12 protein-coding genes are annotated in these 12964 nt (G+C 71.4%); all 12 read right to left on the minus strand.

Going from position 1 to position 12964, the window contains the following annotated elements:
- Positions 1-22: 22 nt before the first annotated feature.
- Complete coding sequence (locus tag E4N62_RS08215) at positions 23-1132, minus strand: aliphatic sulfonate ABC transporter substrate-binding protein (RefSeq protein WP_230213278.1); 1110 nt, start codon at positions 1130-1132, stop codon at positions 23-25.
- Between the two features lie 235 nt (positions 1133-1367).
- Positions 1368-2702, minus strand: a complete 1335-nt coding sequence (locus tag E4N62_RS08225; protein ID WP_230213280.1) for a sulfate adenylyltransferase subunit 1 — start codon at positions 2700-2702, stop codon at positions 1368-1370.
- A gap of 2 nt (positions 2703-2704) precedes the next feature.
- Positions 2705-3643: a sulfate adenylyltransferase subunit CysD gene (gene cysD / locus E4N62_RS08230; protein WP_230213281.1), complete on the minus strand. Its 939-nt coding sequence runs from the start codon at positions 3641-3643 to the stop codon at positions 2705-2707.
- On the minus strand, positions 3640-4176 hold the full coding sequence (gene cysC / locus E4N62_RS08235; RefSeq protein ID WP_230213282.1) for an adenylyl-sulfate kinase: 537 nt from the start codon (positions 4174-4176) through the stop codon (positions 3640-3642). The genes cysD and cysC overlap by 4 nt, the downstream gene beginning before the upstream one ends.
- A 74-nt stretch (positions 4177-4250) precedes the next feature.
- The gene (locus tag E4N62_RS08240; protein ID WP_230213283.1) at positions 4251-5021 is read right to left on the minus strand and encodes a phosphoadenylyl-sulfate reductase; all 771 of its coding nucleotides are present in this window, start codon (positions 5019-5021) and stop codon (positions 4251-4253) included.
- Positions 5018-5239, minus strand: a complete 222-nt coding sequence (locus tag E4N62_RS08245; RefSeq protein WP_230213284.1) for a hypothetical protein — start codon at positions 5237-5239, stop codon at positions 5018-5020. The genes E4N62_RS08240 and E4N62_RS08245 overlap by 4 nt, the downstream gene beginning before the upstream one ends.
- A complete protein-coding gene (locus E4N62_RS08250; RefSeq protein ID WP_230213285.1) occupies positions 5236-6927 on the minus strand; it encodes a nitrite/sulfite reductase in 1692 nt (563 codons plus the stop codon). Before E4N62_RS08250 ends, E4N62_RS08245 begins: the two co-directional genes overlap by 4 nt.
- A 172-nt stretch (positions 6928-7099) precedes the next feature.
- Positions 7100-7183, minus strand: coding sequence for a putative leader peptide (locus E4N62_RS49315; protein ID WP_309474722.1), 84 nt, complete (start codon positions 7181-7183; stop codon positions 7100-7102).
- A 92-nt stretch (positions 7184-7275) separates the two neighbouring features.
- Positions 7276-7857, minus strand: a complete 582-nt coding sequence (locus tag E4N62_RS08255; RefSeq protein ID WP_230213286.1) for a GNAT family N-acetyltransferase — start codon at positions 7855-7857, stop codon at positions 7276-7278.
- Between the two features lie 87 nt (positions 7858-7944).
- Entirely contained in the window at positions 7945-9345 is a 1401-nt protein-coding gene (locus E4N62_RS08260; protein ID WP_230213287.1) for a hypothetical protein, read from the minus strand.
- Between the two features lie 192 nt (positions 9346-9537).
- Complete coding sequence (locus E4N62_RS08265; protein WP_230214066.1) at positions 9538-10866, minus strand: helix-turn-helix domain-containing protein; 1329 nt, start codon at positions 10864-10866, stop codon at positions 9538-9540.
- A gap of 373 nt (positions 10867-11239) precedes the next feature.
- Complete coding sequence (locus E4N62_RS08270) at positions 11240-12883, minus strand: acyl-CoA dehydrogenase family protein (protein WP_230213288.1); 1644 nt, start codon at positions 12881-12883, stop codon at positions 11240-11242.
- Positions 12884-12964 lie beyond the last annotated feature (81 nt).

Consider the following 12964-nt stretch of genomic DNA (forward strand, 5'->3'; position numbering starts at 1 on the left):
GGGGACTCGTCGGTCTACCGCGTTACTTGGCGCCGAGACCGGCGTCGTCGACCTCGGACTCGCCCTCGGACTTCAGGACCTTGTTGAGGATCGACAGGTCGTAGATGCCGTCGAGCAGCGGGTCCTTGAGCAGACCGGCCTTGACCGCGTGGTCCGCCTCGGTCTGCAGGGTGGACGCCAGCGGGTCGTCGGTGAACTGGATGGACGTCCACGCCGGGTCGAGGACCTTGGCGTCCAGTGCCTTGCCGGAGTCCTCCTTCAGCCGGGCGTTGGCCGCCTCCTTCGCCTTCTCCGTGTCGGAGTTGATGAAGGCGTTCGTCCTGACCGCGCCCCGCAGCACGGCCTCGACGACCTTGGGGTGCTCCTTCAGGAAGTCCTGCCGCACGATGATGTTCGTGATCACGAACTTCTTGTCGGGCCACAGGTCGGCCTCGTCCAGCAGCACCTTCGCGCCCTCGGCGACCAGCTTGGACGCGGTCGGCTCCGGCACCCAGGCACCGTCGATCGAGCCCGACTTGTAGGCGTCCGGGACGATCTTGTTGTCCGTGCGGACCACGGAGACGTCGCCCTTGCCGCTCTCGGCGTCGACCTTCCAGCCCTGCTCGGCGATCCAGTTGAGGAACGCCACGTCCTGCGTGTTGCCCAGCTGCGGCGTCGCGATGTTCTTGCCCTTGATGTCCTTGAGGGACTTGATCTTGTCCGGGTCGACGACGAGCTTCACACCACCGGAGGCCGAACCGCCGATGATGCGCAGGCCCTTGCCGGCGGACTTGGTGTAGCCGTTGATCGCCGGGGAGGGGCCGATCCAGCCGATGTCGATCGACTTCGAGTTCAGCGCCTCGATCTCGGAGGGGCCGGCGTTGAAGACCGCGTACTCGGCCTTGGTGGCGCCGAGCTCCTTCTGGAAGATGCCCTCCTGCCGCCCGACCAGGGCGGTGGCGTGCGTGAGGTTGCCGAAGTAGCCGATCTTGACGGTGTCGAGGCCCTCGATCTTCTTGGCGCCGGCGGCGACCTGGGCGGTCTCGTCGTCCTTGGCCTGGGAGCCGTAACCGCAGGCGGCGAGCGCCAGCAGGGGCAGCGCGGCGGCCACGGCGACGCCACGGCGGAGAAGAGCTGAGCGGTGTGCAGGCACGGGAGGTGGTCCTCTCGGAGGCCCGGCGGTCACGAACTCGACGGTCGTGGCCGGGAAATCAGGAAAAGGGTCTTCGTCGCAACCGGGACGTCGGGTGGGAGGACGGGGCGCGCATGCGGTGCGCGTACGTCATCGCACACATCGCGCCACGCCGCCCTGCCCGCTCCCGAGGGCGCCGCTGCCCACACGGCCGCCCTCCTTCGCGAACGTCGCGTAGAAGTCCGGGGGGTTCATGTCAGAAGTCCCACCCGTCGTCCTCGGCCTCGTCCTTGACGGGCTCCGGGGAGGCGAACGACTCGCCGACCATGCCGGCCGTCAGGGTCGTGCCGTCTGCGGGGTCGATCAGGATGAACGAGCCGGTGCGGCGGGAGTCGGCGTAGGAGTCGACCGGCAGCGCCTCGGCCGTGCGGACCTTCACCCGGCCGATGTCGTTGGCGACGAGCTGTCCCGGGTGCGGGTGCAGGGACAGGTCGTCGAGCGTCAGCCGGGACGGGATGTCCTTGACGATCGCCTTGACCGTACGGGTGCCGTGCTTGAGCAGCACCCGGTGGCCCACCGTGAGCGGCTGGTCGGCCACGTGGCAGACGGTCGCCTCGATGTCCTGCGTGGTCGCGGGGGCGTCCTTGCTGGGCACCAGCAGGTCGCCGCGCGAGATGTCGATGTCGTCCGCCAGCAGCAGGGTCACCGACTGCGGGGTGTGGGCCGAGTCGACCGGCTTGCCGAGCAGGTCGATGCCGGTGACCTTCGTGGTCCGGCCGGACGGCAGCACCGTCACCGAGTCGCCGACGCGGAAGGTGCCGGCCGCGATCTGGCCCGCGTACCCCCGGTAGTCCGGGTGCTCGGCGGTCTGCGGACGGATCACGTACTGCACGGGCAGCCGGGCGTGGCAGTGCGCCAGGTCGTGGCTGACCGGCACGGTCTCCAGGTGCTCCAGGACCGTGGGGCCGCCGTACCAGTCCATGTTCGCGGACGGCTCCACCACGTTGTCGCCGGCGAGCGCCGAGATCGGGATCGCGGTGATCTCCGGGACACCCAGCTCGGACGCGTACGCCGTGAACTCCTCGGCGATCCGCGCGAAGACCTGCTCCTCGTAGGCGACGAGGTCCATCTTGTTCACCGCGAGGACCACGTGCGGGACTCGCAGGAGCGCGGCGATCGCGGCGTGCCGGCGGGTCTGCTCGACGACGCCGTTGCGCGCGTCGACGAGGATCACCGTCAGTTCGGCGGTGGAGGCGCCGGTGACCATGTTGCGGGTGTACTGCACGTGGCCGGGGGTGTCGGCGAGGATGAAGCGGCGGCGGGTGGTGGCGAAGTAGCGGTAGGCGACGTCGATGGTGATGCCCTGTTCCCGTTCGGCGCGCAGGCCGTCGGTGAGGAGGGCGAGGTCGGGGCCTTCCTGGCCGCGGCTCGCGGAGACCCGTTCCACGGCTTCCAGTTGGTCGGTGAGGATCGACTTGGAGTCGTGCAGCAGGCGGCCCACCAGGGTGGACTTGCCGTCGTCGACGGAACCGGCGGTCGCGAACCGCAGCAGCGTGGTGGCCGAGAGCTCCTCGGCGGTGATCGTGCTCATGCCTAGAAGTACCCCTCACGCTTGCGGTCTTCCATCGCGGCCTCGGACATCTTGTCGTCGGCGCGGGTCGCGCCCCGCTCGGTGAGCCGGGAGGCGGCGATCTCGGTGATCACGGCGTCCAGCGTGGTCGCGTCGGAATCGACCGCGCCCGTGCAGGACATGTCGCCGACGGTGCGGTAGCGGACGAGGCGCTTCTCGACGGTCTCGCCGTCCTTGGGGCCGCCCCACTCGCCGGCGGTCAGCCACATCCCGGCCCGCTGGAACACCTCACGCTCGTGCGCGAAGTAGATCTCCGGGAGTTCGATGCCTTCGCGGGCGATGTACTGCCAGACGTCCAGCTCGGTCCAGTTGGAGAGCGGGAAGACGCGGACGTGTTCGCCGGGCGCGTGGCGGCCGTTGTAGAGGTTCCACAGCTCGGGGCGCTGGCGGCGCGGGTCCCACTGGGAGAACTCGTCGCGCAGCGAGAACACCCGCTCCTTGGCCCGTGCCTTCTCCTCGTCGCGGCGGCCGCCGCCGAAGACGGCGTCGAACTTCTCCGCCTGGATCCTCTCGGTGAGCGGCACGGTCTGCAGGGGGTTGCGGGTGCCGTCGGGGCGTTCGCGCAACACTCCGCGGTCGATGTAGTCCTGGACGGAGGCCACGTGCAGCCGCAGGCCGTGGCGGGCCACGGTGCGGTCGCGGTACTCCAGCACCTCGGGGAAGTTGTGTCCGGTGTCGACGTGCAGCAGGGAGAAGGGGACCGCGGCGGGCGCGAAGGCCTTCAGCGCCAGGTGCAGCATGACGATGGAGTCCTTGCCGCCGGAGAAGAGGATCACCGGCCGCTCGAACTCCCCCGCGACCTCACGGAAGATGTGGACCGCCTCGGACTCCAGCGCGTCCAGGTGCGACAGCGTGTACGGGGTGCCGGTCTCCCCGGAGACGGCGGCGACGGTCGTCGTCATGCCAGACCCCTCTCCGTGAGCAGCTTGTGGACCAGCGCCGCGGACTCCTGGACCGTCTGGTCCTGCGACTCGATGCGCAGGTCCGGGGTCTCGGGAGCCTCGTACGGGTCGTCGACACCGGTCAGCCCGGAGATCTCACCGGCCGCCTGCTTGGCGTACAGACCCTTCACATCGCGTTCGGAGCACACCTCGACCGGCGTCGCCACATGCACCTCGACGTACGCGGCTCCGCTCGCCGCGTGGCGCCCCCGGACCGCCTCGCGGCTGTCGGCGTAGGGCGCGATGACCGGCACGAGCGCCTTGACGCCGTTCCGGGCGAGCAACTCGGCGAGGAAGCCGATGCGCTGCACGTTGGTGTGGCGGTCGGCGCGGGTGAAGCCGAGGTCAGCGGTGAGGAACTCGCGGATCTCGTCGCCGTCGAGGACCTCCACGAGGTGGCCCTCCTCGCGCAGGCGGCCCGCGAGTTCGTAGGCGATGGTGGTCTTGCCGGCACTCGGCAGACCCGTGAGCCAGACGGTGGCTCCGGTCGTCACTGGGTTCTCCTGGTTCGTCGCGGGAGCACGGCCCGTCCCGGGGCCGGCGTTCCCGACGGTGTCGGCGGTCTCGGTCACAGGTGCAGCCCGCACTCGGTCTTGGCGTTGCCGGCCCAGCGGCCGGCCCGCGCGTCCTCGCCGGGGGCGACCCGCCGGGTGCAGGGGGCGCAGCCCACCGAGGTGTAGCCGTCCATCAGCAGGGGGTTGGTGAGCACGCCGTGCTCGGCCACGTACGCGTCCACGTCGTCCTGCGTCCAGCGGGCGATCGGGGAGACCTTGACCTTGCCGCGCTTCTCGTCCCAGCCGACGACCGGGGTGTCGGCCCGGCTCGCGGACTCGTCGCGGCGCAGTCCGGTCGCCCAGGCGTCGAAGCGGGTCAGGCCCGCTTCGAGCGGCTTGACCTTCCGCAGGAAGCAGCACAGGTCGGGGTCGCGGTCGTGCAGCTTCGGGCCGTACTCGGCGTCCTGCTCGGCGACCGTCTGCCGCGGGGTGATCGTGATGACGTTGACGTCCATCACGGCCTCGACGGCGTCCCGGGTGCCGATGGTCTCCGGGAAGTGGTAGCCGGTGTCCAGGAACACGACGTCGACGCCGGGCCTGGCGCGGGAGGCGAGGTGCGCGACGACCGCGTCCTCCATGGAGGAGGTCACGCAGAAGCGGTTGCCGAAGGTGTCCACGGCCCACTGGAGGATCTCCAGGGCCGAGGCGTCCTCCAGATCGCGGCCGGCCTGCTCGGCGAGCGCCTTGAGCTCGGCGCGCTTCGCCGCGTCCAGGTCGGTCGCCTCCTGGTCGGCCGCGTCCGCCCGGGACGCGGATGTGTCGGAATCCGCCTTGACGGCAGTCATATGTGATCCCCTCCGCTATCGGCTCGCCGAAGGCTGCTTTCTTCAAGAGCGTGAGCCGAGGGAGCGCGGCTCACGCCCCGGGTCAACAACCCGAGGAACTTCAACTGGAAGGCTCGATTGCAGGCTCCGCATTCCCAGGCCCCGTGACCTTCCTCGTTGGGGCGCAGATCCTCGTCACCGCAGTAGGGGCAGTAGAAGGGGGCGGCTCGCTCGCTCACGAGAGGGCCTCCTCGCCGGCGCGGGCGACCCACGTGGCGAAGCGCTCGCCCTCCTCGCGCTCCTCCTGGAAGCGCTTGAGCACGCGCTCGACGTAGTCGGGGAGGTCGTCGGCGGTGACCTTCAGACCGCGCACCTTGCGGCCGAAGCCGGCCTCCAGGCCGAGCGCGCCGCCCAGGTGCACCTGGTAGCCCTCGACCTGCTCGCCCGCGTCGTTGAGGACCAGCTGGCCCTTGAGACCGATGTCCGCCACCTGGATACGCGCACAGGCGTTCGGGCAGCCGTTGATGTTGATGGTGATCGGCTCGTCGAACTCCGGGATCCGGCGCTCCAGTTCGTCGATCAACAGGGAGCCGCGCGCCTTCGTCTCGACGATGGCGAGCTTGCAGTACTCGATGCCGGTGCAGGCCATCGTGCCGCGCCGGAACGGCGAGGGGTTCACCGTGAGGTCCAGGGCCTCCAGGCCCGCGACCAGCGAGTCGACCTGCTCCTCGGTGACGTCGAGCACGATCATCTTCTGCTCGACGGTGGTCCGGACCCGGCCGGAGCCGTGCGCCTCGGCAAGGTCGGCGATCTTCGTCAGCGTGGTGCCGTCCACCCGGCCCACGCGCGGGGCGAACCCGACGTAGTAGCGGCCGTCCTTCTGCTGGTGGACGCCCACGTGGTCGCGCCAGCGGGCCACCGGCTGGTCCGGCGCCGGGCCGTCGATCAGCTTGCGCTTGAGGTACTCGTCCTCCAGCACCTGGCGGAACTTCTCCGTGCCCCAGTCGGCGAGCAGGAACTTCAGCCGGGCGCGGGTGCGCAGCCGCCGGTAGCCGTAGTCACGGAAGATCGAGATGACGCCCTCGTACACGTCCGCGACCTCGTCCAGCGGCACCCAGGCTCCGAGCCGCTGCCCGATCTTGGGGTTGGTGGACAGGCCGCCGCCGACCCAGAGGTCGAAGCCGGGGCCGTGCTCGGGGTGGCGGACACCGACGAAGGCGATGTCGTTGATCTCGTGCGCCACGTCGAGCAGCGGCGAGCCGGAGATCGCGGACTTGAACTTGCGGGGCAGGTTCGAGAAGTCAGGGTTGCCGATGATCCGCCGGCCGATCTCCTCCATCGCGGGCGTGCCGTCGATGATCTCGTCGGCGGCGATCCCGGCGACGGGTGAGCCGATGATCACACGGGGGGTGTCACCGCACGCCTCGGTGGTGGACAGGCCGACGGCCTCCAGCCGCTCCCAGATCTCGGGCACGTCCTCGACGCGGATCCAGTGGTACTGCACGTTCTGCCGGTCGGTGATGTCGGCCGTGCCCCGCGCGAACTCCTGCGAGATCTCGCCGATCACCCGCAGCTGCTGGGTGGTCAGGCGTCCGCCGTCGATCCGCACCCGCAGCATGAAGTACTTGTCGTCCAGCTCCTCCGGCTCCAGGATCGCGGTCTTGCCGCCGTCGATCCCGGGCTTGCGCTGGGTGTAGAGGCCCCACCAGCGCATGCGGCCGCGCAGGTCGTTGGGGTCGATCGAGTCGAAGCCACGCTTGGAGTAGATCGTCTCAATGCGTGTCCGTACATTGAGACCGTCGTCGTCCTTCTTGAACTGCTCGTTGCCGTTCAGCGGGGTGAAGTGACCCGCGGCCCACTGTCCCTCGCCACGGTGACGGCTCACCTTGCGGCGGGGCGTGGCAGGGTTCTGCGGGGTGGCGGCCATGGTGTGTATGTCCTTCGGGAAAGGCGTGGGAATCGGCTCTGACCCGCGCTTGCGCGCACATGCGGGCACACGCGGGCAGCGTGTGCGACGCCTGCGCGTCCTTGCGCGGGCCGAAACAGAGGAGGGTGTGCGGCGCTGTCGCCCGGGGTCGTCCAACCCCTCGCGGTCGGGCTCAGCTCACCGGACAGATGGCGCTGGACATGCGGCCGAGGTCGACGTGCCGCCGACTCACCAAGGCAATTCCAGTTCCAGACATGACGGAAGCGTGGCACGCCTCTTTAGACCGAGTCCACCGTCATCCATATTCCGGACAAGGATGTCTCGCATCGTGAGACAATGTGATGTGGGTCATGGTGTGGACGGGGTCGCGCCGGGCCAGGGCCCCGGCGCCGCGGCGTCGGCCTCCTCGGTCACTTTGGTGTCGAACAGGGTGAAACCGCGCCGCAGATAGTTCGCCATCGCGTGCTCGCCGTCCCGGGAGCAGGTGTGCAGCCAGACCCGCTTGGTGGGCGGCAGCCCCGGCCACCGCTCCGCGAGGTCCCAGGCCCGGGCCGTGCCGTACGACAGCAGGTGCCCGCCGATGCGCCGCCCCCGGAACCCGGGGATCAGCCCGAAGTAGACGATCTCCGCGACCCCGCCGTCCTGCGGCTCCAGCTCCACGTAACCGGCGGGCGTACCCCGGTCGTAGGCGACCCAGGTCTCCACGCCCGGCCGCTCCAGGTGCTCCTGCCACCGCGCGTACGACCACGACAGCCGGTCGATCCACAGGACGTCCCCGCCGACGGAGGCGTACAGGAATCGGCTGAACTCGGGGGAGGGGACCTCGGCGCGCACGATACGCACGTCGTCGCCCTCGGGCGCCGCGGCGGGAAGCAGGTCGCTCGGCGAGGTCTGCTCCAGGGACCAGGTGGTGACGGGGCTGCTGCTCATGGGCCCAGGGAATCACGTGCCCCGACCCACCTCCAAGGCCGGGCCGGGTCCCCGCGAGGAAGGGGCCCGGCCTCTGGGGGGCGCGCCCTAGTCGAGCGTGCCGGTGACGTCCGACAGTCTCACCGCGTACAGCACCCGCTCCGGGATGGGGTCGGTCAGGGTCCAGAGTTCGTCGCTCTCCGGCGAGTAGGAGAGGGAGGCGGTGTGCCGTCCCCAGCAGGCGTACGACCGGATGCCCGACTTCTCGTCGGCCCCGTCCGCCGCGCACCTCGCCGCCTCGGCGCCTTCGTCGTCCTGCCGCCAGAGCGTGCCGTGGCCCTCGCGCTTCTCGGCCGCCTGGTCGACGTACCAGTCGCCCTGGTGGGAGAGGACACCCCGGACACCGGAGGCCTCGGTCTCGTACGCCTCGGTGGGGACGGCCTTGCTCGCGCGTCCCGTGGCCGGCAGGCCGGTGCGGTCGCCGGTGATGTCGAGGGCGTAGCGCCAGACCCGGGTGGGCCGTGCACCGCCCGGCGCGGGCCGCTCGCTCGCGACGACGCCGGGCGGGGTCGACGTCCGGTCGAGGGAGAGCGAGCCCAAGCAGGGCACGCCGTCGTCGTCCCGCGCGTCGCAGCCGCGGCCCCTCGGCGGGCTGTACGAGGCGATCGCCGGCAGCGCGTACCGGTAGTGATGGGCCGACCAGCCGTCGCCGGACCTGCCGATCGTCTCGCTGTCGGTCACGTCGGCGCGGAGGAAGCGGGCCAGGTCGAACACGTACAGGGAGTCGTCCTGCCCGCCCCGGCTGCGCGGGCCCCGTGCGGTGACGATCAGCTTGTCCTCGTACCAGGCCATGCCGCCGAGCCTGGCGCGCACCCCCTCGAAGCCCCGCTCGTCGGTGGTCGGCACGACCAGCAGGACCCAGCGGTACCTGAGGTTCGACGGATCACTGGCGTCGACGAACGCGACCCTGGCGAGCCCCTCGTCGTCGGCCCCGCCGGTGCGCGTGCCGGCGCCGGACGCGGAGCCGGCGGGTGTGACGCGCTCGGCGCCGCTGTGCGTCCAGCCGGACGCGATCACCTCGTTGTCCCGGGACGTGGTGACCGAGCGGGGGACCCACCGGTCGTCGACCGCGTCACCGGGCTCCCAGCAGTACGCCCGCGCGGCGACCGGCTCGACGGGCAGATTGTCCTTCTCGGTGCTGAAGCAGTCGGGCTCGCCGCGCATCACGTGGTTCGCGCTGCCCAGCACCTGGTCCAGACCGACCGCGCCGCCCATCTGCGCGGTGAGGGCGCGCAGCCCGGTGCCGTCGGTCAGGGTCTCCCGGAGCTGGAGGGCCCGCAGCTCACCGGCCGAGGTGATCGAGGTGAGGGCACCCGGCGTCTCGCCGCCCGCCGCCTGCGACGTGCTGATCAGGGTGGCCGCCGCCGTGAGCGCCAGCGCGGTGCCCGCCAGGGACGCGCGGAGCGCACGCCCCCTTCTGCGTCGTCGGTGCCTGCCGCGGTGCTTCATCAAACCTCCCGGGGACGGCCAACTGCCTACCGAGAACTAGATCTTGACGGAGAGGCAGGTGGGGCGGCCTGGCAGCGATGCTACGCCAGTGGGACACGTGTCACGCCGAGGTCCCGGGAAATACAGGGAGATCCCTCACCCCAGGGCCATGATCCGTTCACCGGTACGAGGGTCGGGGTGTTCGGTGGGGGCTCAGGAGTTCGGCCCGGCCCGCTCGTGCCCCGACGGCCCGTCCGTCCGGAGGACGCCACCCGGCGCACCACCCCGCGACCGCATCACCCCCGGCGCCACCGAGTGCGGCAACAGATCCAACGGGGTCTCGGGAAGCAGGACTTCGACGTCGGCACGCTCGGTGAAACGGTACGGCCGGTGGTCGAGGAAGGCACCGAGATAGCGGCGCACCCGGGACATCTCGGCGCGGACCGTGACGGTGCGCGCGGGGTCGCCGAACATGTCGTCGGCGAGTGCGGAGGCGCTGCGTCCGCCCCGGTGGAGGGCGAGCAGGTACAGGAGTTCGGCGTGGCGGGGCGTGAGCTCGTGGGTCCAGGAGCCCGCGCTGCCGGTGACGGTCACGGTCCAGCCGCGCGGGTGGGAGACGTCGAGCGTGATGTGCGTGGTGGTCGGGGCGGACGCGGGCTCCGCCACGGGCCGTATCAACCAGCCCGCCGGCAGCGGCTCGACGACGCACGCGCCGAGCGCCGGCAGCCGACAGCGGCCGGGGGAGAGGCACTTCGGCAGCGCGACCCGGCTGGTGTACGGCATCCCGGTGACGGCGGCCGTCCAGCCGTCCCGGTCCACGGCGATCGCGCGGCCGCCGATCCGGGCCAGCACCGGAGCCGCCACCGCGCGCAGCTGTTCGAGCGAGGCGAGGTGCAGTTCCCGCAGGTGCGCCTGGGCGAGTTTGGCGACCGAGTCGACCAGCGCGAGCGTGGACGGGTGCAGGGTCTCCAGGGGGCCGCTGATGTCGACCGCGCCGAGCAGCCGGCCGTCGCGCGGATCGATGACGGGGGCGCCGGTGCAGGTCCAGGGGTGCAGGGCGCGCACGAAGTGCTCGGCGGAGAACACCTGGACGGCACGGCGGGAGACCAGGGGCGTGCCGACACCGTTGGTGCCGACGATCTCCTCGCGCCAGTCCGAGCCGATCCCGAGTCCCTGCCCGTCCGCCTTGCGGAGCACGGCCGCGCTGCCCTCGCGCCACAGCACCCGGGCGTCCGCGTCCGCGACCATCATGATGTGCTGCGTGGTGTCCGCCAGGGAGAGCAGCCCTTCGCGGAGCACCGGCAGCACATGGCGCAGCCGCGAGGTCCGACGACGGCGCTCGACCTCGTCGCGGCCCAGCAGATCGGACCGGAAGTCGTGGTCGGGGTCCACGCCACCGCGCGCCGTGCGGCCCCAGGACTCCCGGATCACGGGGCGCGGGGCGGGTTTCGAGGTCCGCCCGTCGAGGGTGGCGGCGCGCACCTCGCCGAGGACCCGGGCCGCCCGGGCGGCGTCCGTGGCGGTCAGCCGCGTGACTTCCATCGGCAAGTGCGTCACACGTTCCTCCCCGGCAGGCCGTCCGCTCCGCGGCCCCTGGTGGCCGTGGAAGTCCGGATCCGCGCGACGGCGTCGACTGCGGGTCTCCCAGTGTGCCGTTCTTCGGCCACGGAGGGGCGGCCTCCGGCCACAGAGAGGTCGAGTTGCAACCCTCTGCAACCCTGGCGGACCGGCCCGTGCTCCTTGAAACTTGTTCAACGTCGCCCGGTGCGGCGTCTGCGCTCCGTTCCGAGGGGCCACAGAAGCGGGGGTGGTGCCGTGTCGGCGCAGCACCACCCCCGCCTCGGACGGCCCGGCCGCACCACTCGAAAGAGGGGGCGCCCGAGGTGAGAACGGGCGTACTCCGTACGGCTGCGGCTCAGCCCACCGGCCGCGCCCGGTCCACCACCGAGGCCAGATCCAGGGTGTGCGGCAGCGTGCCGAACGCCGAGCCCCAGTCCCCGCCGAGCCGGGAGGCACAGAAGGCGTCGGCGACCGCAGGGGGCGCGTACCGCGTGAGCAACGCCCCCTGGAGGACGAGCGCGAGCCGCTCCACGAGCCGGCGGGCGCGGGCCTCGATGCCGTCCAGATCGGCGAGTTCGGTCAACAGGCCCTTGATCGCGCCGTCGAGACGGTGGTCGGCGCCGCGCGCCCGGCCCACCTCCCGCAAGTAGGCGTCGAGGGCCCGCGGTTCGCGCTGCAGGGCCCGCAGCACATCGAGCGCCTGTACGTTCCCGGCGCCCTCCCAGATGGAGTTGAGCGGGGACTCGCGCAGCAGGCGCGGCATCCCGGACTCCTCGACGTAGCCGTTCCCGCCCAGACACTCGGACGCCTCCACCACCAGCGGGGCGCACCGCTTGGTGATCCAGTACTTGGCGACCGGCACCGCGAGCCGCAAGAACGAACGTTCGCTCTCGTCGCCCGCCTCGGCCGCGTCGTACGCCGAGGCCAGCCGCATCGCCAGCGTCGTCGCCGCCTCCGACTCCAGCGCCAGATCGGCCAGCACATTGCGCATCAGCGGCTTGTCCACCAACCGCCCGCCGAACGCCTCCCGGTACGTGCAGTGATGCACCGCCTGTGCGACCGCCTGCCGCATCAACGAGGCCGCGCCCAGCGCGCAGTCCAGCCGGGTGGCCGCCACCATCCCGATGATCGTGCGCACCCCCGCACCCTCGTCGCCGACCCGGCGCGCCCACGTTCCGTCGAACTCGACCTCGGCGGAGGCGTTCGACCGGTTGCCCAGCTTCTCCTTCAGCCGCTGGATGCGGAACACGTTCCGTGAACCGTCCGCCAGCACCCGGGGCACCAGGAAGCACGTCAGCCCGCCGGGCGCCCGCGCGAGCACCAGGAACCCGTCCGACATCGGCGCCGAGCAGAACCACTTGTGGCCCGTCAGCTCGTACGTCCCGTCCTCCGCCAGCGGTCGCGCCGCGGTCGTGTTCGCGCGTACGTCGCTGCCGCCCTGCTTCTCGGTCATGCCCATCCCGAAGAGGGCGCCGGCCTTCTGGTCGGCGGGCCGCAGGTCCCAGTCGTAGAGCTGCGACGTGAGCCGCGGCTCCCACTCCGCGGCGAGCGCCGGGTCCGTCCGCAGGGCGGGCACCGCCGCGTGCGTCATGGACAGCGGGCAGCCGTTGCCGGCCTCGACCTGGGTCCACACGACGAACGCCGCCGCCCGCCGTACATGACCGCCGGGCCGGGTCCAGGCCGCCGTCAGCCCCGCCGAGACCCCCTTGCCGAGCAGCCGGTGCCAGGACGGATGGAACTCGACCTCGTCCACGCGGTTCCCGTACCGGTCGTACGCCCGCAGCTTCGGCGGGTTCTCGTTCGCGAGCCGCCCCCACTCCTGCACCTGCGCGGAGCCCGCCGTACGGCCGAACCCCGTCAGTTCGTCCCGCGCCTCCTGAAGAACCTCCGGCGCCAGATGCCGCTCGACCGCCTCGGTCAGGACCTGGTCGGCGGCGAAGACGTCGTAGTCCACCAAGGGCGGAGCCTGATTGGTCACTTCGTGGGTGCTGGATGCCATATCCGGAACCTACCCGTCGGTGTCCCGTCGTCACGGCGACAGCCAGGGGTGTCCCGCGGCGGGTGCCCGGCGACGAGCTGA

It is taken from the genome of Streptomyces sp. MNU76, assembly GCF_020982545.1.
In the GTDB taxonomy this organism is placed as follows: domain Bacteria; phylum Actinomycetota; class Actinomycetes; order Streptomycetales; family Streptomycetaceae; genus Streptomyces.